This window comes from Streptomyces sp. NPDC088746, from assembly GCF_044751065.1.
Taxonomy (GTDB): Bacteria; Actinomycetota; Actinomycetes; order Streptomycetales; family Streptomycetaceae; genus Streptomyces.
This window is the reverse complement of record NZ_JBIVLA010000006.1, coordinates 362,183-384,243: the sequence shown is the minus strand read 5'-3', so window position 1 is coordinate 384,243 and position 22,061 is coordinate 362,183. Positions and strand designations below refer to the sequence as shown.

Below are 22,061 nucleotides of genomic sequence, written 5' to 3'. Positions count from 1 at the left end.
CACCCTGGAGGAGAGCCACCGTGCCTCGTACCATCCGGGACGTCGTCTTCGTCGACGGCGTCCGCACCCCGTTCGGCAAAGCGGGCCCGAAGGGCATCTACCACGAGACCCGCGCCGACGATCTCGTCGTGAAGGCCATCCGGGAGCTGCTGCGCCGCAACCCGGACCTGGACCCCGCGAAGATCGACGAGGTCGCCATCGCCGCGACCACGCAGATCGGCGACCAGGGCCTCACGCTCGGCCGCACCGCCGGAATCCTGGCCGGTCTGCCGCAGTCGGTACCCGGTTACTCCATCGACCGCATGTGTGCGGGCGCCCTGACCGCCGTCACCTCGACGGCCGGTTCCATCGCCTTCGGCGCGTACGACGTCGTCATCGCCGGCGGTGTCGAGCACATGGGCCGCCACCCGATGGGCGAGAGCGTGGACCCGAACCCGCGTCTCGTGTCGGAGAAGCTGGTCGACGAGTCCGCCCTCTTCATGGGCATGACCGCGGAGAACCTGCACGACAGGTACCCCTCGATCACCAAGCAGCGCGCCGACGAGTACGCGGTCCGCTCGCAGGAGAAGGCCGCCAAGGCGTACGCCAACGGCAAGATCCAGCAGGACCTGGTGCCGGTCTCCGTGCGCCGCACCAACGCCGAAGCCGGGGAGACGGGCTGGGGCCTGGTCACCGCCGACGAGCCGATGCGCCCGGGCACCACCCTGGAGTCGCTGGCCGGTCTGAAGACCCCGTTCCGCGCCCACGGCCGCGTGACGGCCGGTAACGCCGCGGGTCTCAACGACGGCGCCACCGCCTCGCTGCTCGCCTCCGAGGAGACCGCCCGCGAGCTGGGCCTCTCGGTCAGGATGCGCCTCGTGTCGTACGCCTTCGCGGGTGTCGAGCCGGAGGTCATGGGCTACGGCCCGATCCCGGCGACGGAGAAGGCCCTCGCCAAGGCCGGTCTCTCCATCGACGACATCGGTCTCTTCGAGATCAACGAGGCCTTCGCCGTGCAGGTGCTCGCCTTCCTGGAGCACTACGGCATCGCCGACGACGACCAGCGCGTCAACCAGTACGGCGGCGCGATCGCCTACGGTCACCCGCTGGCCTCCTCCGGCGTCCGCCTGATGACTCAGCTGGCCCGCCAGTTCGAGGAGCAGCCGGAGGTCCGCTACGGCCTGACGACCATGTGCGTCGGCTTCGGCATGGGCGCCACGGTCGTCTGGGAGAACCCGCACTTCGAGAACGCCGGAGGCAACAAGTGAGCACCACCACTGAGCTTCTGAAGGGCGCGGCCGAGCTGTTCCCGGGCGAGGTCGTCACCCAGGCGCACGTACGCCACCTCGACCTGCCCGGCGGTGCGGGGCGCTTCGCGCTCATCACGCTGGACAACGGCCTGGACCACACCAAGCCGACCACCATCGGCCCCCAGTCGCTGGCGAACCTGAACGCCGCCGTCGACCAGGTCGAGAAGGAGGCCGCCGACGGCGCGATCGTCGGCGTCGGCGTCACCGGCAAGCCGTTCATCTTCGCGGTCGGCGCCGACCTCAAGGGCGTCGAGCTCCTCAAGAACCACCAGGACGCGCTGGCCATCGGCAAGGGCGGCCACGACGTGTTCCGCCGGCTGTCCGGCCTCGCGGTCCCGACGTTCGCGTACTACAACGGCGCGGCCATGGGCGGCGGTGTCGAGATCGGTCTGCACTGCTCGTACCGCACCGTCTCCACCGCGATCCCCGCGTTCTCGCTGCCCGAGGTCTTCCTCGGCCTGGTCCCCGGCTGGGGCGGCTGCGCGCTGCTCCCCAACCTGGTCGGCGCCGACCGCGCCGTCTCGGTGATCATCGAGAACTCGCTCAACCAGAACCGTCAGCTCAAGGGCAAGCAGGTCTTCGAGCTCGGGATCGCCGACGCGATCTTCGAGGGCGCGGACTTCCTGGAGCAGTCGCTGATCTGGACGGCGTCCGTCCTCAAGGGCGAGATCGCGGTCGAGCGTCCCGAGGTCGACCGCGGTGACGCCTGGGACCAGGCCGTCGCCCGCGGCAAGGCGATCGCCGACTCCAAGGTGCACGGGGCGGCCCCCGCCGCGTACCGCGCGCTGGAGATCATCGCCGCGGCGAAGAGCGGCGACCTGAGCGCCGGTTTCGACGCCGAGGACCAGGCCCTCGCGGACCTGATCATGGGTGGTGAACTGCGCTCGGGGCTCTACTCCTTCGACCTGGTCCAGAAGCGCGCCAAGCGCCCGGCCGGTGCCCCGGACAAGTCCCTGGCCCGCCCGGTCACCAAGGTCGGCGTCGTGGGCGCGGGCCTGATGGCCAGCCAGCTCGCGCTGCTCTTCCTGCGCCGCCTGGAGGTCCCGGTCGTCCTCACGGACATCGACCAGGAGCGCGTCGACAAGGGCGTGGGCTACGTCCAGGCCGAGATCGACAAGCTGCTCGGCAAGGGCCGCATCAACCAGGACAAGGCCAACCGCCTCAAGGCCCTGGTCTCGGGTGTGCTGGACAAGGCGGAGGGCTTCTCCGACGCCGACTTCATCATCGAGGCCGTCTTCGAGGAGATCGGCGTCAAGCAGCAGGTGTTCGCGGAGGTCGAGGCGGTCGCCCCGGCGCACGCGATCCTCGCCACGAACACCTCGTCCCTCTCGGTCACCGAGATGGCGTCGAAGCTGAAGAACCCCGAGCGGGTCGTCGGCTTCCACTTCTTCAACCCGGTCGCGGTCCTCCCGCTCCTGGAGATCGTCCGCGGCGAGCAGACCGACGACGCCTCGCTGGCCACGGCCTTCGGCGTCGCCCGCAAGCTGAAGAAGACCGCGGTGCTGGTGAAGGACGCCCCGGCGTTCGTCGTCAACCGCATCCTCACCCGCTTCATGGGCGAGATCCAGAACATCATCGACGAGGGCACCCCGGTCGAGACGGCGGAGAAGGCCATCGAGCCCCTCGGCCTGCCGATGTCCCCGCTGGTGCTGCTGGAGCTGGTCGGCCCGGCCATCGGCCTCCACGTCTCCGAGACCCTGAACCGCGCGTTCCCGGACCGCTTCACGGTCTCCGAGAACCTCGCGGCGGTCGTCAAGGCGGGCAAGCGCGGCTTCTACGTCTACGACTCCGGTGCGCCGGTCCTCGACCCCGAGGTCGCCGCCCTCCTCAAGCAGGGCGACACCGTCCTGACGGAGGACCAGGTCCGTGCCCGCGTCCTGGACGCGGTGGCCCAGGAGATCGGCCTGATGTTGGCCGAGGGCGTCGTCGCGGAGCCGCAGGACATCGACCTCTGCCTGATCACCGGCGCGGGCTGGCCCTTCCACCTGGGCGGCATCACGCCGTACCTGGACCGCGAGGGCGTCTCGCAGCGGGTGAACGGCAAGCCGTTCCTGGCGCAGGGCGTGGCGAGCGTCCCGGCGTAACACCTGCCTGACAGGCGCGAAGGGTACGGCTCGGCAACGGGCCGTACCCTTCTCTGTCGCCGAGCTTTCCGGACCAAGCGGACCCATGACAGAATGCCGCACCTCACCCCAAAGCATGGACGGGTCACCCGTTCCCGGAAGAATCGACGGTCGCGGGCAGTCATGGCCATCACCCCAAGGCCGATGAGCCGGAGAGCAATGCTGGCAGGCGGCAGCACCGTGGTCGCCGCCGCTGCTGTCGGGGTGGCGTTCGGCCGTCGGGAGCGGCACGTTCCCGGCCCCGTCGGCACCGTCGGATTGTTCGACATCGACGCGGCTTCGGAGCTGTTGCCCCCCACCCCGCTGCACCACACCACCGGGCCGCAGTCGATCGCCTTCGACGACCAGGGCCGGCTCTACTCGCTTCAGGTCATGCAGAACGGGATCCGGCTGCCCGACGAACGGCGGACAATGTCCGGGAAGGCACGTCGGCTGGCCGGCGACATGTGCGTCACTGCCCATCGCCACCGCGACGCGGCGCCACAGCACATGTACCTGCGCGGATTCGGTCACGGGATCTCGATGGGCGTGGAGCCGTCCGGAACGGGCCCCCAGCTCTGGGTGGAATCCGACGCCGACGAACGGACCGGCTACGGACGTGCCGTGGCGCGGATCCCCTTCCGCAACGACACGGTCCTGGACAGCGCCTCACTTGCGGTTCGTCACCACCGGCCCCTGCCTCGCAGTCATCGGATCCACCCGGCCGTCGACGTCGCCGCCAACCGCCTCCTGGTGAGCCATCGGGCGGGTGACGCTCACCGCTATACGACTTATGCCCTCGACGAATTCCTGTCCGGGTCGTACCGACCACTGGCGGACCTCCGAAACCTCGCCCTGCGCAAGGGGGAGACGCTCCAGGGCTGCGCCGTGCACAAGGACCTCGTCTACCAGCTCACGGGAACGCCCTACACGGAGACGGGAGGAGATAATCCGCCGTCGGCGGGCGGGAACACTTTCGTATCGGCCATCGATATGCGCAGCGGGAAGACCGTGGGGCGACGCAAGGTCTCCGTCGCTCCCCACCTGCCCTTCCGGGAGCCGGAGGGTCTCGCCGTTCGCCCCGTGCCCGACCAGGCTTTGTGCGTGGCCTTCTCGGTGACATCCGGAGGGCGACGACGACTCGCGGTCTACGCGTGTCCGTCGTAGCGGTGAGCGCTCGTGTCGGCCAGACGGTCACCGAGCGTGAGAGTCGCCCCGCACGCGATCACGAAAAGCAAGCGCTTCATAACTGTTCGGTATCCGGTCGTCAAATGTTCGACTTTTCCCCTCTGAAAGTTCACTAAATCTTTCACGACTGTCTACAGTTCGGTCTGATGCTTCACGAGCTCCATACGCACCGTCCGCCTCTCGGATAGATCCTGCGGTTCGGCCCCCACTGTGATGACGTGCGGCACTCCCTGCTCCCGCCGGCACCGTCGCCGTGCGTTCGCACGATCACTGAAGGAGGGGCTGTCCCCCGATGGGCAAGCCACAGCGGCAAGCCGCGCTCGGTATTCTGATCACAGCCGCACTGGTGGGCAGTTTCGTCACCATGATGGTGGCGGTCGTGATGGTTTCCCTTCCTGTCTTCGCCTACGCCGCAGCAGTCAGCTACGGAGCGGACCTCCTCCTTCACACCGCCCAGTCCTCGACGCTGGACCGCCTCAGGGACTCGCGCTTCGGCCTCACCATCCGCTTTTTGATCCGCCAGTTCCTGCTGCTCGCCCTCTGCGGCGTCATGATCGACCTCGACTCGTTCGTCGTGCAGATGACGACGGTCGGGCTGCTGCTCCTCTTCGTACTGCAACTCGTCTACGGAGCCCTGCTCAAGCGGGTCCGGTCCGAGCGCGCGGCGCTGCCCTTCACCACACGTGGGCTGGACCTTGAGGCGCTGGGGATCCGCCGCCTGCCGCACCCGTTCCTGATGAACAAGCACGTCCGCAAAATGCTCCACCTGGACGTCCCCCTGGTCGCCGGCGCCATCGGCACCATCGCCACGGACGACTGGCGCTACGTCACGTTCGGTGGGATCGCGGCCGTCTGGCTGTCTGTCGTCGCGGTGCTGGTCCTGCTGCCGGGAGCCAGGAACGCCCTGATCCTGCCCAGCCCTGACGACGCCCTGGACGAGCTGAACTGGCAGCTCGCGCAGTATCGGCCTCAGGTCGCGCTCTATTTCACCTTCGCCGCGGTCTCCCGGGACTTCATGTACCAGGTGAACATGTGGCTGGAGTCGCTGGAGGCGATGGATCTGCGCCCGATCATCGTCCTGCGCGAGCGGGCCACGCTGCGCTTCCTGGACGCCACCTCCGTGCCGGTCATCTGCGTCCCGAAGGCCGAGAACCTGGCACGTGTCGAGATGCCGGAGCTCCGCGTCACCCTCTACCCGGGCAACGCGGGCAAGAACGTCCACATGCTGCAGCGCCACGAGGTCAAGCACGTCTTCATCGGCCACGGCGACAGCGACAAGCTGGCCAGCAGCAACCGCGTGAGCAAGGTCTTCGACGAGATCTGGGTCGCCGGCCGCGCCGGCCGCGACCGCTACGAACGCATCAAGCACGCCGTGTCCGCGAACCAGATCGTGGAGGTCGGACGTCCGCAGCTCATGCCGCTGCGCCGGTGGACGGGGTCGGTCAGCAACGAGACGCCCACCGTCATCTACGCCCCCACCTGGGAGGGCTGGACCGACGACGCCTGCTACACCTCGGTCATCCCCGCAGGTGAGCAGCTCATACGCATGCTGCTCTCGCACGAGCGTCAGCTGAGAGTCATCTACAAGCCTCACCCGCTGACGGGTACGCGCTCTCCCGCCGCGGCGGCCGCGCACCGGCGCATCATCGCGCTCCTGCAGGAGGACAACGCCCGCAGGTTCGGCCGGAAGGTCATGGACTCGAAGGCCGCCGCCCGCAGGCTGGCGCGCATCGACAAGCGGCTCGCCGCTCTCCAGGAGCGCGGTGTCCGCTCCAGGTACCCGGACCTGACCGAGGAGGAGCGGACCACCCGGATCCGCAAGTTCCGTGACCAGGCCGGCACGCTCTACTGGGACTCCCTGCCCGTCGACGCCCACCACGTGGTGACGGAGCGGGTGCCGACCCTGTACGACTGCTTCAACCATTCGGATCTGCTCATCGGAGACATGTCGAGCGTGGTCTCCGACTTCGTAGCGACCAGGAAGCCGTACGCGATCTTCAACCTGGAGGGCCTGCCGGACGCGGAGTTCAGGAACGAGCAGCGGACCGCCTACGCCTCGTACCTGCTCGATGCCGAGTGCAACGGCCTGGAGATGGCCCTCACCGCCATGTTCTCCGCGGACCAGGACGTGATGGCCCCCTACCGGGAGCAGCTCAAGGAATACCTGCTGGGGCCAGACAGTCCGCCGTCGACCGTCCGCTTCGCCCACGCCGCGAACGATCTCTACCATCGCGGACTGCGGGACTTCCCGATCGAGTACGGGGACCAGCACGGCTTCCCCGAACAGCAGCCCCACCAGCCGGCCTGACCTCACGGTCGCTGCGTACGCGAGGCTCTCCGCCCCCGTCCGGGGCCTCTCGCTCATCCTCACCGCGAACAGGAAGCAGGAACGTCTTGACCACGCGCGCCACCCGCCGCCGTACCGTCGCAGTTGTTCTCGCCGGTGGTACCGGCCAGCGCATCGGGCTCGCCATCCCGAAGCAGCTCCTGAAGATCGCGGGGAAGTCGATCCTGGAGCACACCTTGCGCGTCTTCGAGAGCGCGCCGGACATCGACGACGTGATCGTGCTGATGACACCCAGCCACACGGCCGAGGCCGCGAAGATCGTCACCGGGGCCGGGTTGCGCAAGGTATCGGCGGTCCTGGCCGGAGGCAGCGCCCGCAGCGAGACGACGAACATCGCGATCCAGGCGGTCACCGGGCAGCTCGGCGCGGGCGAGGACTGCAATCTGCTCTTCCACGATGCCGTACGCCCCTTGCTGTCCCAGCGCGTGGTCAAGGAATGCGTGGCGGCGCTGGACCGCTACCACGCCGTGGACGTGGCCATCCCGTCCGCCGACACCGTGATCGTCACCAGAACACACGGGGACGCGGGCGAGTTCATCACCGAGGTTCCCGACCGTGCCAGGCTCAGGCGGGGGCAGACCCCGCAGGGATTCCGGCTGTCCACCATCCGCGCGGCGTACGAACGGGCGGCCGCCGACCCGTTCTTCCAGGCGACCGACGACTGCTCGGTTATCGTGAAGTACCTGCCCGACGTGCCTGTCCACGTGGTGGCGGGCGACGAGTACAACATGAAGGTCACCCAGCCCGTAGACGTCTTCATCGCCGACAAGCTGTTCCAGCTGGCCTCCACGACGGTTCCCGCACCCGGTGGCGACGACTTCTACCGGGACCGGCTGGCGGGCAGAACCATGCTCGTGTTCGGCGGTTCGTACGGAATCGGCAGCGACATCGCCAGGCTCGCGGAGAGCTACGGGGCGCGGGTCCACGCCCTCGGACGCTCCACGACCGGCACCCATGTCGAGAACCCCGACCACGTGGACGAGGCCTTCGCCAAGGCGTACGCGGAGACGGGCAGGATCGACTTCGTCGTCAACACAGCGGGGGTTCTCCGGATCGGCCGGCTCGATCAGGCCGACGACTCCACGGTCCGCGAGGCGCTGGCGGTCAACTACCTCGCGCCCGTGAACATCGCCCGCACCTCCTACAAGTACCTCGCGGAGACCGGTGGGCAGTTGCTGCTCTTCACATCCAGCAGCTACACCCGGGGGCGCGCGGAGTACAGCCTGTACTCCTCCACGAAGGCCGCCATGGTGAACCTCACCCAGGCACTGTCCGACGAGTGGGCCGAGGACGGCATACGGGTCAACTGTGTGAATCCGGAGCGGACCGCGACCCCGATGCGGACCAAGGCGTTCGGGCAGGAGCCAAGCGGTTCGCTGCTCTCCTCGGAAGAGGTCGCGCGCAGTTCCCTGGACGTACTCCTCTCCGAGATGACGGGCCACGTGATCGACGTACGCCGGCAAGATCCGACGGCGGCAGCCGACTCGGCCTTTGAGTCGGCGCTCTCACAGGTCCTGCACCACTCCGAGAATCAGCCCGTCTGAGCCGGGCCCACGGCCACTGATCCAGGAGGACCACGTGAAGATCGCTTTTCTGATGTACAGCGCCTACGGCCAGGCCGGTACGTCCGTCGCCACCCAGACCCTCGCCAACTCCCTCGCCGCCAGACAGCATGAGGTCGAATTGGTGAGCGTCTTCCAGTACCACGACGTCCCGCCACTCCGGTTCGACCCGAGCATCAAGCTGCGCACGCTCGTGGACACCCGCCAGGGCTCCTCGGACCTCGATCATCCGATGCACTCGATCGCCACGGAGCACTGCCCCGGTGCCGGGTGGAAGCCCGAGGATCCGAACCGCTACAGCAAGCTCATGGACGAACGTGCCGCCGTCTATCTGCAGAGCGCCGATGCCGACGTCATCATCGCGACGGCGCCCAACACCATCGCGCTCCTGACCATCCTGGGGACCGGAAAGTACGTCACCCTGGGCCAAGCGCACACGCACTACCACCACCAGAGCCCGGCTTCGCGGAAGATGCTGGACCTCGCCATCCCGCAGCTGGACGGCTTCGTGACGGTGACTGCGAAGGACGCCCAGACCCACCGGGACGCCTACGGCGCGGTCGGGACCGACTTCCATGCCATCCCCAACGCGGTGACCAGCACGTTCATGCGATCCGACGTACGGGAATCCCGCATCGTCACCTCATCGGGACGCATGGTCGACTGGAAGCGGTTCGACCTCCTCATCAACGCCTTCGCCCAGCTCGGCAGGAAGTATCCCGACTGGACACTGCGTGTCTACGGCAGCGGTGTGGAGAAGCCGAAGCTCCGTAAGCTCATCGACGATCTCGGGGCGACCGAGCGCATCCTTCTCATGGGGCACACGAGGCACCTCCGTGAGGAACTCGCCAAGTCGGCACTGCACACGTCGACCTCCACGGACGAGACGTTCGGACTGACGATCGTGGAAGCGATGACCTGTGGGGTCCCGGTGCTCAGCACCGCCGGCCCGCACGGGCCTTCCGAGATCATCTCGGACGGGGTGGACGGGGCCCTGTCCCCCGTCGGGGACGTCGACGCGTTCGCCAAGAACCTCGACTGGCTCATGGGAGATGCCGACACGCGGGTGCAACTCGGTGCGAACGCCGCTGAGAAGGCCCGCAACTACAGCAACGAGGCCCAGGCCCAGACGTACGAGACGTACCTCTCCCGCCTGCTCATGGCGCGCGACTACCGGCCCGAGGCCCTGTGCCGTGCCACGTCCGCGGGAGACCTCGAATTCGTCGTCGACCCCACCTGTGCGCCCGGCAGCCGCTTCACCGTCCTGTGCGTGAACGCGGCGGACGGACGACAGGCACTGATGGCGGGGGCCGCGGAACAGACGTCCAACGGCCACTATGTGACGATACCGGGGCACCTCCGGCTGGCCCAGGGCACCTGGAACGTCCTCCTGCGCCGTGAGGACGACGGAGTGATGCGGCGGGTGAAGACCAAGGAGCTCCAGCAGTCGGCGAACTCCCTCATCTCCAGCCCTGCGCACGCGAGTCCGGTGCGCTTCCGGTCCTTCACCCGTTCCGAGGATGGCGGGTACCTCCAGATTGTCTCCCGCGAGTTTCCCGCGCACGCGGAGGTGCTCTCCGTCGAGACGGCCGGTTCGCATCTGCACGTGCAGATCTTCGCGCTGGGAGTCGACGCCGCCCAGGGGGGCCCACAGGTGGACGTCGCCGGGGACGGCGCCCACGTCATCGCCCAGAGCCGGAAGAACAAGGAGTCGTTCTTCACGATCCCGTGCGCGTTCTCGAACGGGGGCGCGAGTTTCACCATCGATCTCCAGCAGTACGCCGACAGGATGGTCGAGCTCGACACCATCTGGGATCTCTCCCTGAGCATCCCGGGAAACCTGACGGTCACGGGCACGTCGCACCGGTTGCGGATCGGCCGTTTCGGCGACGACATCGTCAAGCGCAAGCCCGTCAACGTCTTCCCGAAGCGGTCCGTCGCCACCCCTCAGGGTCGATCGGTTGCGTTCCACCCGTACTACACGGACAGCAACTACCTGTCGATCGGGCTGAAGCTGGCTTCCTGATCCCACGTCGGCTCACCGTCCGAAGGCGGGACCCGCGGGAGGGTCCCGCGGGTCCTCGGTCCCTCCCACCACGCCCCGTGGTCCTCAGACCTGGACGGACGGGTCCAGCGCCAGACCCGGCTCGTGGTTCTGTCGCGCGATACGCAGCTCGCCGTCCCTCCCTATGAGCGCGAGCACCACCCGCCCATAGGCGTCGTGAGCGAGCGCCGGGCCGCCCGTGCAGTACTCGCCGGTGGGAGACCACCACACGCCGCCGCCCTCGTTCTCCGTACCGCAAGCGGTGAGCATGACCTGACCGTCGGGCGTGCTGTGGGCGAGCACGGTGCAGTCGTAGCCGTCGAGCATGACCCGCATGGCCGCGACCGGACCGGTGGACGGGTAGCCACCCAGCGGAATCGCCCAGGTCCCGGGGCGGTAGGCGACGACTCCTCCTGTGGACTCGTCCGCCCAGTAGTAAGTGACCCTGTCCTGCGCTGTCTCGAGTGCGACGGCGCTGCCCGGGGTGTGCGCGAAGGGGATGTCCTGGTCCTGCTGGTAGGCACCACCGGACTCGCGCCGGCTAAGCCGCAGGGTCGCCCCTGCGGCCGGGGCCAAGACGTCCACCCGTCCGGACGTGGTAGTCACCACTGCCGTACCGTCCTGGACCCGCCGGACCTTCAGGTCCCGCCAGGCCTCCCACTTGCCGTCCGCCTTCTCACAGCGCAGCAGCAGGCCGCCGCTTTCGTTCCGTACGAAGACGTGCACCATCCCTGCCGCGTCCACCGCTGCGGTCGGTACACCGAGAAGCGCGGCCTTCGCCTGTTCACCGTGCGGATTGCCGAGGGAACGCCACTGAGTGACGGGACGGCCTGTCTGGAACTGGGTGGCGCTCACCAGATCGACGACCGGCGGGCCACCGTCGGCGTGTACCGCGCGACGACCCACGAAGTGAACGAAACCGTCGGGGCCCTGAGCCACCACGAGGGAGGTCAGTCCAGCTACGGGCATGAGTTCCGGCCCCACCCACTCGGAGCTCCCGGGACGTGACTCTGTCCAGCGCAGCACTCCCTCGTCGCCCAGGGCGTAGGCACTGAGCCTGCCGTCCTTGCCCAGAACGAGCCAGCGGCCACCGGCCACCTCCCGCACCGCGTGATGCGCGCCGGTGTCGGGGCTCGCGGTCCCCTGGACCGGTGCCTTCCCCTGGTTGGCGCGCCTGGATCTGACCGGCATGACGTGAGGTTGTCCTTCCCGAGCTTCTCGGCCCCGCGCCCGGTGCCCCCCTGCGTTCCGGCACGCGGCAAACCGAACACACGCCCCATCATAGAAGCCCCGGCCGCCGCCGGGACAGGCGCTCCCGACCCCGCGCGAAGTGGCGGCTCTATCACGCGAGACGGAACAAGTCGGGAGGGCGCCCTGAAGGTTGCGTGAAGAAGTACACGAGAATCGAAAATATGTCTATAGTGCACACTTAGCGTCCCCACACGCATGGACCGGCCCCACCCGAGTCCCCGACTCCACACCCGGTCCTCACGGGCCACAGACCAAGGGACTCGCGCAGGATGAGCCACGACGCCGTACCTCCACGCGCCTCACGACGGGCGGAAGCACCGAAGCGGGGCCGCAAGAAGGAACGCAAGCGCCGCCGCGGCCTCAAGATCACGCTGGGGGTCCTGCTCGTTCTCCTGCTCGCCGGCGGCGGTACGGCGTACTGGATGTACCAGGACCTCGACGGCAACATCAAGGGCGTCGACATCAACAAGGCGCTCGGCGAGGACCGTCCCGAGAAGCTCCCCACCACCGGTCAGAACCTGCTCGTCCTCGGCTCCGACTCACGCGCCGGGGCGGAGAACAAGGAGCTGGGCGGTGGCGGCGCCGTCGGCGGTGCGCGGTCCGACACCGCGCTGGTGGTGCACATACCCGAGGGCCGCACCGAGGCCGTCGCCGTGTCCATCCCGCGCGACACCCTCGTGACCCGGCCCGAGTGCGTCAAGGCCGACGGTTCGAAGATGGCGTCCGCGAACCGGGTCATGTTCAACTCCGTGTACTCCCAGGTCGGTCCGGCCTGTGTGGTCAAGACCGTGGAGAAGATGTCCGGGATCCGGATCGACCACTACCTGGAGATCAACTTCGCCGGGTTCAAGGACCTCGTCGACGCGATCGGCGGGGTCACCGTCGACGTCGAGGAGCCGATCAAGGACAAGTCCTCCGGTCTCGACCTGACCGCCGGTACGCACAAGCTCAACGGCACCGAGTCCCTCGCCTACGTCCGCACCCGGCACGGCGTCGGCGACGGCAGCGACCTCGGCCGCATCGGACTCCAGCAGCAGTTCCTGCTCGCCCTGCTGACGGAGATCAAGTCGCAGGATCTGCTGGGCAGTCCGACGAGCACCTACAAGATCGCCAACTCCGCGACCAAGTCGCTCACGACCGACGAGGGGCTCGCCTCGCTGACCTCGCTCGCGGATTTCGCCCGCTCGATGAACGGCGTCGATCCCTCCTCCATGGAGACGATCATGCTGCCGGTCGCCTACGACAAGCAGGACCCGAACCGCGTCGTGGCCGCCGAGCCGCAGGCCGGCGACCTGTGGAAGGCGATCCGGAAGGACGGCACGATCCCCGAGTCGGCCAAGAAGTCGCCGGCGACCGGCGGCTGACCTGTCATCCTTCGGGGATGACCGGTGAGAAGGCCCTCGTCATCGTCGACGCCGCCAATGTGGTGGGCTCCGTGCCCGACCACTGGTGGCGCGACCGGCACGGTGCCGCCGAGCGGCTGCGGGACTCACTGGTCCCGTACGCCGCCGAGGGGCTGACCGGACACGCCGCCGGTCCCGTCGAGCTCGTGCTCGTCGTGGAGGGCGCCGCGCGGCAGGTCGCCTCCGTGCCGGGCGTGCGCGTGGAGGCGGCGTCCGGCAGCGGGGACGATCTGATCGCCGCACTGGCCGCCGCCGCCCAGGGTGCACGGCCCTGCGTCGTGGTCACGGCCGACCGCGGGCTGCGGCAGCGGGTCGAGGCGTACGGGGCCCGGTGCACGGGCCCGCGTACGGTACGGCCGCTGCCGCCGCCCTCACGAGGTGTCTGACGGGGTCAGGAGGACTTCGCCATACGGCTGTTGCGGCGCCCGTACACGAAGTAGATGATCACACCGAGCGCCATCCAGATCCCGAACCGCAGCCACGTCTCGGCCGGCAGGTTCAGCATCAGCCAGACCGAGGCCGCCACCGACACGATCGGGAGCAGCGGCACCCACGGCGTCCGGAAGGCGCGGTGGAGATCGGGGCGGGTGCGGCGCAGGACGATGACGCCGAGGGCCACGACCACGAACGCGAAGAGCGTGCCGATGTTCACCAGGGTCGCCAGCTCGTTGATGCTCGTGAAGCCGGCCACGATAGCGATGACCACGCCGAGCAGGATGGTGGGGCGGTACGGGGTCCCGAAGCGCGGGTGCGTCACCGAGAAGAACCGCGGGAGCAGCCCGTCACGGCTCATCGCGAAGAACACCCGGGTCTGGCCGAGCAGCAGGATCATGCAGACGGTGGTGAGTCCGACCGCGGCGCCGAAGCTGATGACGCCCGCGTAGAAGGGGTGCCCGACGGCCTTGAACGCGTCGGCGAGCGGGGCGCTGACGGAGAGTTCGGAGTAGTGCTGCATGCCGGTGACCACGATCGACACGGCGACGTAGAGCAGCGTGCAGATGACGAGTGAGGCGAGGATCCCGCGCGGCATGTCCCGCTGCGGGAGCTTGGTCTCCTCGGCCGCGGTGGCCACGACGTCGAAGCCGATGAAGGCGAAGAAGACGATGGAGGCGGCGGTGAAGATGCCCATGACGCCGAAGTTCGTCGGCTGGTAGCCGAAGATCAGCTGGACCAGCGGCGCGTCCAGGCCCGAACCCGCGGGCTGGTTCTCGGCCTCGGGGATGAAGGGCGAGTAGTTGGCCGACTTGATGAAGAACGCGCCGGCGATGATCACGATGGCCACGACCGCCAGCTTGATGGCGACGACGACCGTGGTCACCCGGGCGGAGAGCTTCATCCCGAGGACGAGGATCACCGTCAGGACCAGCACCAGGGCGAACGCCAGGATGTCGAAGCCGAAGCCGCTCGCCACGTCCGGGCCGGAGAGCGCCTCCGGCATCGTCCAGCCGATGTTGTCCATGAGCGAGCGGACGTAGCCGGACCAGCCGACCGCCACCACCGCGGTGCCCAGCGCGAATTCCAGCACCAGGTCCCAGCCGATGATCCAGGCGACCAGCTCGCCCAGCGAGGCGTAGGAGAAGGTGTACGCCGATCCGGCCACCGGGACGGTGGAGGCGAATTCGGCGTAGCAGAGGGCGGCGAGCGCACAGACGATGCCCGCCGCGACGAAGGCGAGCGCCGTGGCGGGGCCCGCCGTCTCCTTGGCGACCTTGCCCGTGAGGACGAAGATGCCGGTGCCGATGATGACACCCACTCCGAAGACCGTGAGGTCCAGTGCGGAGAGGGACTTCTTGAGCGCGTGCTCCGGTTCCTCGGTATCACGGATGGACTGTTCGACCGTCTTGGTCCGGAACAGTCCCTTTCCGCTGGGGGGCGTGTCCTGCTGCGTGCTCACCGGCGTACCTCCACGCACTCGTCGTGCACGCCATGATTCGGAACGGATCGCCCCCGGATGTGCGGTACGCCCCGATTTCACGCGAATGGGCCGGTCGGACCACCCGAGTGGGGTGGCCGACCGGCCCGGAGCGTCGCCGAGGGATCAGTCGCGTACGGGTTCCACGGCGCGGCTCTCGTAGCGGCCGTCGAGCTTGGCGACCAGGCCGGTGACCTGGCGGGCGATGTCCGGTGCGGTCAGCCCGATCTCGGCCATGACCTCGCCGCGCGAGGCGTGGTCGAGGAAGACCGGCGGGATGCCGAAGTCGCGCAGCGGTACGTCCACGTCCGCGTCCCGCAGGGACTGGGCGATGGCGGAGCCGACACCGCCCGCCCTGCTGTTGTCCTCGACGGTGACGACGACCCGGTGCTCCGCCGCGAGCGGGGCGAGCGCCTCGTCGACGGGCTTGACCCAGCGCGGGTCGACCACGGTCGTGGAGATGCCCTGGGCGTCGAGCAGAGCGGCGATCTCCAGGCACATCGGGGCGAGGGCGCCGACGGAGACCAGGAGGACGTCCGGCGTGTCCGTGCCGGCCGCCCGGAGGATGTCCATGCCTCCGGCCTTACCCACGGCGTCGACCGCGGGGCCGACCGCGCCCTTGGAGAAGCGGACGACGGTGGGTGCGTCGTCCACGTCGACGGCCTCGCGCAGCTGGGCGCGGACCTGGTCGGCGTCGCGCGGGGCGGCGATCCGCAGGGTCGGCACGCACTGGAGGATCGACATGTCCCACATGCCGTTGTGCGAGGCGCCGTCGGTGCCCGTGACGCCGGCCCGGTCCAGGACGAAGGTCACGCCGCACTTGTGCAGGGCGACGTCCATGAGGACCTGGTCGAAGGCGCGGTTCAGGAAGGTCGCGTAGACCGCGAAGACGGGGTGCAGCCCGCCCGTGGCCAGGCCGGCCGCGGAGACCGCGCCGTGCTGCTCGGCGATCCCGACGTCGTAGATCCGGTCCGGGAAGGCCTCCTCGAACTTGCCGAGGCCGACGGGCTGGAGCATGGCCGCCGTGATGGCGACGACGTCCTCGCGCTCGTGGCCCAGCTTGACCATCTCCTCGCCGAAGACCGAGGTCCAGTCGAGGCCGGAGGTGGAGATCGGCAGGCCGGTGTCCGGGTGGATCTTGCCGACCGCGTGGAAGCGGTCCGCCTCGTCCTCCAGGGCGGGGGTGTAGCCGCGGCCCTTCTCGGTGAGGCAGTGCACGATGACCGGGCCGCCGAAGCGCTTGGCGCGCTGGAGCGCGGACTCCAGGGCCTCGATGTCGTGGCCGTCGATGGGCCCGACGTACTTCAGGCCGAGGTCCTCGAACATGCCCTGCGGGGCGATGAAGTCCTTGAGGCCCTTCTTGGCGCCGTGCAGGGTCTCGTACAGCGGCCTGCCGACGACGGGCGTGCGCTCCAGGAGGTCCTTGCCGCGGGCCAGGAACCGCTCGTACCCGTCGGTGGTGCGGAGGGTGGCGAGGTGGTTCGCGAGGCCGCCGATGGTCGGGGCGTACGAGCGCTCGTTGTCGTTGACGACGATGACGAGGGGGCGGTCCTTGGCGGCGGCGATGTTGTTCAGCGCCTCCCAGGCCATACCGCCCGTGAGCGCGCCGTCACCGATGACGGCGACGACGTGGTCGTCCTTGCCCAGGACCTCGTTGGCCTTGGCGAGGCCGTCGGCCCAGCCGAGCACCGTCGAGGCGTGCGAGTTCTCGATGACGTCGTGCTCGGACTCGGCACGGGACGGGTATCCGGAGAGGCCGCCCTTGCTCTTGAGCTTCGAGAAGTCCTGCCGGCCTGTGAGCAGCTTGTGTACGTAGCTCTGGTGGCCGGTGTCGAAGAGGACCTTGTCCTGCGGGGACTCGAAGACCCGGTGCAGGGCGATGGTCAGCTCGACCACGCCCAGGTTCGGGCCGAGGTGGCCGCCGGTCTTGGACACCTCCTCCACGAGGAAGGTACGGATCTCCCCGGCGAGCTGGTCCAGCTGCTCGAGGCCGAGCCGGTCCAGGTCGCGCGGTCCCCTGATGCGGGTCAGCAGATCCACCCGTGCCTCCTTGCGTGTGAGCTGATCGAGCTTGCCGATCCGATGAGTCTAATGTTCCGTCGGCGGCCCCGGTCATCGGGCGGCGCATTCCGTCGCGCCGCGCCGGGCCCCGCCGGACGCGCCGGTGCCCGGCATCACGGAGGATGCCGGGCACATGTGCGCAGGTGCGACGGTCAGGCGCGGCCGGCGGTCTTCTGCGTCTTGCGGGTGACGGAGTCGATGACGACCGTGGCGAGAAGCACACCACCGGTGATCATGTACTGGACCGGGGTCTTGATGCCTTCCAGCGACAGGCCGTACTGGATCGAGACGATCACCATCACGCCGAGCAGGGCGTTCCAGGTGCGGCCCCGGCCTCCGAAGAGGCTGGTGCCGCCGATGACGGCCGCGGCGATGACGTTCATCAGGAGGTCACCGGTGCCGGAGCCCTGGTTCACGGCGGCGATCTTGGAGGCCCAGAAGAGGCCGCCGATGGCCGCGAAGGTGCCGGCGATCGCGAAGACCGAGACGCGGATCGCGGTGACGTTGATGCCGGCGCGGCGGGACGCCTCGACGCTGCCGCCGAGCGCGAAGATCTTCCGCCCGTAGGTCGTACGGCGCAGCATGAAGTCCGTGCCGACGAGGACGATGAGGAAGAGGACCAGGGCCAGCGGGAGACCGCGGTACTGGTTGAACATGTACGCCGCGGCGAAGGCGAACACCGCGAGGACGGCCGTGCGCACCACGATGTCGGTGAGCGGCCGGGAGGGGACGCCCGCGGCCTCACGGCGGCGGCTGTCCAGGAACGCGGAGAGGAAGAAGGCGATCACCGCGACGGCGGCCAGACCGTAGGCGGCGGCGACGTCCGTGAAGTAGTACGTGGTCAGCTTGCCGACCACACCGTCGCTGTCGAGGTTGATCGTGCCCGTGTCACCGAGCAGCTGGAGCATGAGACCCAGCCAGAACAGCAGGCCGGCGAGGGTGACGGCGAAGGCGGGGGCGCCGATCCGGGCGAAGAAGAAGCCGTGGATGGCACCGATGACCGCGCCGCTGACGATCGCGACGACGAGGGCGAGCCACTCGTTCATGCCGTTGGTCACGCTGAGCACGGCCACGACGGCGCCGGAGACACCGCTGACCGAACCGACCGACAGGTCGATCTCACCGAGCAGCAGCACGAAGATGATGCCGACGGCCATCATGCCGGTGGCCACCATCGCCACGGCGATGTCGCTGATGTTCTTCGCGGAGAGGAACTCCGAGTTCAGGCTCTGGAAGACCACGCAGATGATGATCAGGCCGATGACCACCGGGATCGAGCCGAGGTCACCACCGCGCATCTTGCGCTTGAACTCGGTGATGTACCCGCCGAAGCCCTGCTCGCGCACGAGCAGCCGGGGGTCGACCGCGGTGTCCGCGCCCTTGGCGGCCTCCGGGTTGACCACGGCCGTGGACGTCTTGTCGGTTGTCACTTCTTGACCTCCGCGTTACGAGCCGCACGACGGGTCACGGCGTTCTCCGTGGCGCCCGTGATGGCGGAGATGATCTCTTCCTGCGAGGTGGTCTTCACATCGAAGACCCCGTTGTTCCGGCCGAGCCGGAGCACGGCGACCTTGTCGGCCACGGCCTTCACATCGGCCATGTTGTGGCTGATGAGGATGACCGCGTGACCGCGCTCACGCAGCCGCTCGACCAGGTCGAGGACCTGCGCGGTCTGCTCGACGCCGAGGGCGGCGGTGGGCTCGTCGAGGATGACGAGCTTGGGCTCACCGAGCATGGATCGGGCGATGGCGACGGTCTGGCGCTGTCCGCCGGAGAGCGAGGCGATCGGTATGCGGACGCTGGGGATGCGGATCGACAGCGTGGACAGGAGCTCGCGGGAGCGGCGCTCCATCTCGACCTCGTCGAGGATTCCGTACTTACGGATCTCCCGGCCGAGGTAGAGGTTGCCGACGACGTCGATGTTGTCGCAGAGCGCGAGGTCCTGGTAGACGGTCGCGATGCCCAGGCTCTGGGCGTCGTTCGGCTTGTTGATCTGGACCGGCCGGCCGTCCCACTCGATGACTCCGTCATCGATCGGGTGTACACCGGCGATCGTCTTGACCAGCGTTGATTTACCGGCACCGTTGTCGCCCACCAGGGCGACCACTTCACCGGCGTGGACCTCAAGCTCTACATCGGTGAGCGCCTGGACGGCACCGAATCGCTTGGAGACCCCTCGCAACGCCAACACGGGCGTAGCGGACACGTGAACCATCTCCTTCGCCGCCTGACCCGGCGGGGATGCCGCGCCTGGGGGGAGGCGCGGTGGTCGAGCAGAAGAGTAAGAAACCGCTGAGGCGTTCCGTCCGGCGCCCCGCCCGGTAGCGGGACAGTTGGTGGGCGGGGCGCCGGACAGGCCTCGGGTCCGCGCGTCTCCGGCCGGCGGCCGGTCGCGCGGTGGGAGTTAGTTCTTCAGACCGATCGAGTCGCAGGCGGCCTTGTACTTGGCCGTGCAGATCTCGTCGATCGTCCAGATGCCGTCCTTGATGATGGTGTCCTTGATGTTGTCCTTGGTCAGCGAGACGACCGGGACGAGGACCGTCGGAACACCCTTGGTGCTGGCGTTGTCGACCGTGGAGGTGGCGATCGAGTCGAGCTTCTCGCCCTTGGCGAGCGCCACGGCCATCTCGGCGGCGACGACACCCTCCTGCGGGTACGACTTGTAGACGCTCATGAACTGCTCACCCGCGACGATGTGCTGCACACCGGCGAGCTCGGCGTCCTGGCCGGTGATCGGCGGGAGCTTGGTGACGCCCGCGGACTTGAGCGCCTGGATGATGCCGCCCGCCAGACCGTCGTTGGCGGAGTAGACGCCCTCGATCTTGTCCTTGCCGAGGGAGGTGATCGCACCCTCCATGTTGGCGTTGGCGTTCTCGGCCTTCCACTCCTTGGTGTCGTACTCCTTGCCGTACGTCACCTTGCCGTCGAGCACCGACTTGGCGCCCTTCTTGAAGAGCGCGGCGTTCGGGTCGGTGATCGCGCCGTGCATCATCACGACGGTGGGCTTGGTCTTGCCCTTCAGGGCCTCCAGCAGGGCGGTGCCCTGCACGCGGCCGACCTCTTCGTTGTCGAAGGAGGTGTAGGCGTCGATCGGGCCCTCGGCGAGGCGGTCGAAGGCGACGACGGGGATGCCCTCGTCCTTGGCCTTCTTGACGCTGTTCTCGATGGCCTTGGAGTCGACGGCGTCGATGATGAGCGCGTCGACCTTGTTGGTGATCATGGTGTCGACCTGCTGCGCCTGCAGCGTGGCGTCCTGGCGGGCGTTGGAGTAGACGACCTCCGCCTTGCCACCGGTCAGCTCGCTGACCTTCTTCTCGATGATCGGCTTGTCGAACTTCTCGTAACGGGCCGTGGCGTTCTCGGGAAGGAGCAGACCGATCTTGAGGTCGTCGCCCTTCTTCGCGGACTCCGAGCTGGTCTTGTCGCCGGACTCCTTGGCGCTCCCGCAAGCAGCGAGAGAGACGGCCATGGTGGTGGCGGCAACGGCAACGGCGGCACGACGCATACGCGTGTTCATTTCGAACCTCCCTGACGAGGCCGCGACGTTGCGGCCGAGGTGGCTGGAAGTCAACTCGGCCGCGACGTCAGCGTCAAGGAGTAAATACTTAACGAGATGACAACGGTGCCATTCGTTATCTAAGTGAAGGCAGGAGTCGCGGCGGGGAGGGTGCTCTCCAAAAGGGTTGAATCCCCCATCTCGCTCAGCACGAGGGCCAGCGCACCCAGCACCTCGGCCCGCCCGCCGAGCGCCCCGGGGAGCACGGAGAGCTGCCGCGCGGCGCTGGGGATGGCGTACCGCGAGACCGAGTCACGGATGGGTGCCAGCACCAACTCCCCCGCCTCCGCGAGGGATCCGCCGAGCACCACCCGGCTCGGGTTGAGCAGGTTGCACAGGTTCGCCACCCCGCTGCCGATGTGCCGGCCGACGTCCCCGATGACCCGGCGGCAGCCCGGATCACCCTCGCGGGCCAGCTGGACCATCCGCTCCATGGTGAGATCGGCCCCGTGGCTGGGCTTGAGCAGGGGCAGGACGTACCGGGCGGCGGTGAAGGTCTCCAGGCAGCCGCGGTTGCCGCAGCGGCAGACAGGGCCCGACTCGTCGAGGGTGATGTGGCCGATCTCGCCGGCCGTGCCTCCGGGGCCCCGGTAGATGTGCCCGTCGATCACCAGACCGGCGCCGACGCCGCTGGCGACCTTGATGTACGCGAGGTCCCTGACCCCCCTGCCGCTGCCCCAGACGAGCTCGCCGAGGGCCCCCAGGTTGGCATCGTTGTCCACGTACACCGGGACACCGAGGCGCCCGGCGAGCTCCTGGCTGGGGTTGATGCCCGTCCAGCCCGGCAGGATCGAGGTGGAGCCCAGCGTGCCGGATTCGACGTCGATCGGGCCTGGCACGCCGAGCCCCACGCCGATCACCTTCCCGGGACTGATGCCGGTGGTCTCGACGAGGCGGTTGACCAGCTGTTCCGCCCGCCCGAAGCCCTGAGCCGACGAGGCGTCGACATCGAGCGGCTCGGACTCCTCGGCCAGCACCTGGTGGGCCAGGTTGCCGATGGCCACCCGAAGGTGGGTATGCCCGAAATCTACCCCTATGACGATCCCTGCGTCCCCGCTCAGGGAGACACTCCTGGCACGGCGCCCGCCCGCCGAGGTGGGAGTCACCTCGACCGTGCCGCCGTCCTTGAGTTCACGGACGATGTTGGAGACGGTGGCTGCGGAGAGGCCGGTGCTCCTGGCGATCTCGGCCTGGGTCAGCGACCCTGCCATCCTTACGGCACGTACGACCCGCTCAAGGTTGGCCCGATGCAGAGATGTCTGCGACCCCGGAGTCTCCATCGACTCACTCACTCCTGCCGTTTTCTCTAACATGTGAACCCTAAGCTGAGCGTTTTGGGGTGCTCC

Annotated in this window: 15 protein-coding genes; 8 read left to right on the top strand and 7 right to left on the bottom strand. The window is 68.4% G+C overall.

Translation table 11 applies throughout. The features are described 5' to 3' along the window. The first annotated feature begins 20 nt into the window (after positions 1 to 20). The 6 genes from ACIP63_RS26675 to ACIP63_RS26650 all read left to right on the top strand — a co-directional run bounded on the left by ACIP63_RS26675 (position 21) and on the right by ACIP63_RS26650 (position 10,514). The gene (locus tag ACIP63_RS26675; protein ID WP_401520292.1) at positions 21 to 1,247 is read left to right on the top strand and encodes a thiolase family protein; all 1,227 of its coding nucleotides are present in this window, start codon (positions 21 to 23) and stop codon (positions 1,245 to 1,247) included. Continuing rightward, on the top strand, positions 1,244 to 3,373 hold the full coding sequence (locus ACIP63_RS26670; protein WP_401520290.1) for a 3-hydroxyacyl-CoA dehydrogenase NAD-binding domain-containing protein: 2,130 nt from the start codon (positions 1,244 to 1,246) through the stop codon (positions 3,371 to 3,373). Before ACIP63_RS26675 ends, ACIP63_RS26670 begins: the two co-directional genes overlap by 4 nt. Before the next feature lie 183 nt (positions 3,374 to 3,556). After that, entirely contained in the window at positions 3,557 to 4,558 is a 1,002-nt protein-coding gene (locus ACIP63_RS26665; RefSeq protein ID WP_401520288.1) for a signaling protein, read from the top strand. A 313-nt stretch (positions 4,559 to 4,871) separates the two neighbouring features. Further along, the gene (locus tag ACIP63_RS26660) at positions 4,872 to 6,887 is read left to right on the top strand and encodes a hypothetical protein (RefSeq protein WP_401520285.1); all 2,016 of its coding nucleotides are present in this window, start codon (positions 4,872 to 4,874) and stop codon (positions 6,885 to 6,887) included. Between the two features lie 86 nt (positions 6,888 to 6,973). Continuing rightward, positions 6,974 to 8,470, top strand: a complete 1,497-nt coding sequence (locus tag ACIP63_RS26655) for an SDR family NAD(P)-dependent oxidoreductase (RefSeq protein WP_401520282.1) — start codon at positions 6,974 to 6,976, stop codon at positions 8,468 to 8,470. Positions 8,471 to 8,504: 34 nt separating this feature from the next. Further along, complete coding sequence (locus tag ACIP63_RS26650) at positions 8,505 to 10,514, top strand: glycosyltransferase (RefSeq protein WP_401520279.1); 2,010 nt, start codon at positions 8,505 to 8,507, stop codon at positions 10,512 to 10,514. Between the two features lie 84 nt (positions 10,515 to 10,598). On the opposite strand, the gene ACIP63_RS26645 is transcribed toward ACIP63_RS26650, so the two are convergent. Then, the gene (locus ACIP63_RS26645) at positions 10,599 to 11,723 is read right to left on the bottom strand and encodes a hypothetical protein (protein WP_401520277.1); all 1,125 of its coding nucleotides are present in this window, start codon (positions 11,721 to 11,723) and stop codon (positions 10,599 to 10,601) included. Positions 11,724 to 12,052: 329 nt separating this feature from the next. On the opposite strand from ACIP63_RS26645, the gene ACIP63_RS26640 reads away from it, so the two are divergent. Then, positions 12,053 to 13,147: an LCP family protein gene (locus ACIP63_RS26640; RefSeq protein ID WP_401520274.1), complete on the top strand. Its 1,095-nt coding sequence runs from the start codon at positions 12,053 to 12,055 to the stop codon at positions 13,145 to 13,147. 17 nt (positions 13,148 to 13,164) lie between these two features. Then, a complete protein-coding gene (locus ACIP63_RS26635; RefSeq protein WP_401520271.1) occupies positions 13,165 to 13,572 on the top strand; it encodes an NTP pyrophosphohydrolase in 408 nt (135 codons plus the stop codon). A gap of 5 nt (positions 13,573 to 13,577) precedes the next feature. On the opposite strand, the gene ACIP63_RS26630 is transcribed toward ACIP63_RS26635, so the two are convergent. The 6 genes from ACIP63_RS26630 to ACIP63_RS26605 form a co-directional block, all read right to left on the bottom strand. Beyond that, complete coding sequence (locus ACIP63_RS26630) at positions 13,578 to 15,080, bottom strand: amino acid permease (RefSeq protein ID WP_401520269.1); 1,503 nt, start codon at positions 15,078 to 15,080, stop codon at positions 13,578 to 13,580. Between the two features lie 144 nt (positions 15,081 to 15,224). Further along, complete coding sequence (dxs, locus tag ACIP63_RS26625; protein WP_401520266.1) at positions 15,225 to 17,138, bottom strand: 1-deoxy-D-xylulose-5-phosphate synthase; 1,914 nt, start codon at positions 17,136 to 17,138, stop codon at positions 15,225 to 15,227. A 173-nt stretch (positions 17,139 to 17,311) separates the two neighbouring features. Continuing rightward, positions 17,312 to 18,589, bottom strand: a complete 1,278-nt coding sequence (locus tag ACIP63_RS26620) for a sugar ABC transporter permease (protein WP_401520263.1) — start codon at positions 18,587 to 18,589, stop codon at positions 17,312 to 17,314. Further along, positions 18,586 to 19,374: an ATP-binding cassette domain-containing protein gene (locus ACIP63_RS26615; protein ID WP_362939014.1), complete on the bottom strand. Its 789-nt coding sequence runs from the start codon at positions 19,372 to 19,374 to the stop codon at positions 18,586 to 18,588. The genes ACIP63_RS26620 and ACIP63_RS26615 overlap by 4 nt, the downstream gene beginning before the upstream one ends. 189 nt (positions 19,375 to 19,563) lie before the next feature. Next, positions 19,564 to 20,676, bottom strand: a complete 1,113-nt coding sequence (locus tag ACIP63_RS26610) for a sugar ABC transporter substrate-binding protein (RefSeq protein ID WP_401520260.1) — start codon at positions 20,674 to 20,676, stop codon at positions 19,564 to 19,566. A gap of 119 nt (positions 20,677 to 20,795) precedes the next feature. After that, positions 20,796 to 21,995 (bottom strand): ROK family protein, encoded by a 1,200-nt coding sequence (locus ACIP63_RS26605; protein WP_401520259.1) that lies wholly within the window; start codon positions 21,993 to 21,995, stop codon positions 20,796 to 20,798. Between the last annotated feature and the right edge of the window lie 66 nt (positions 21,996 to 22,061).

Coding starts and splice junctions, on each gene's coding strand:
- ACIP63_RS26660 (WP_401520285.1), top strand. CDS start 4,872: ATGGGCAAGCCACAGCGGCAAGCCGCGCTCGGTATTCTGATCACAGCC.
- ACIP63_RS26605 (WP_401520259.1), bottom strand. CDS start 21,995: ATGGAGACTCCGGGGTCGCAGACATCTCTGCATCGGGCCAACCTTGAG.
- ACIP63_RS26665 (WP_401520288.1), top strand. CDS start 3,557: ATGAGCCGGAGAGCAATGCTGGCAGGCGGCAGCACCGTGGTCGCCGCC.
- ACIP63_RS26610 (WP_401520260.1), bottom strand. CDS start 20,676: ATGAACACGCGTATGCGTCGTGCCGCCGTTGCCGTTGCCGCCACCACC.
- ACIP63_RS26615 (WP_362939014.1), bottom strand. CDS start 19,374: ATGGTTCACGTGTCCGCTACGCCCGTGTTGGCGTTGCGAGGGGTCTCC.
- ACIP63_RS26645 (WP_401520277.1), bottom strand. CDS start 11,723: ATGCCGGTCAGATCCAGGCGCGCCAACCAGGGGAAGGCACCGGTCCAG.
- ACIP63_RS26640 (WP_401520274.1), top strand. CDS start 12,053: ATGAGCCACGACGCCGTACCTCCACGCGCCTCACGACGGGCGGAAGCA.
- ACIP63_RS26635 (WP_401520271.1), top strand. CDS start 13,165: ATGACCGGTGAGAAGGCCCTCGTCATCGTCGACGCCGCCAATGTGGTG.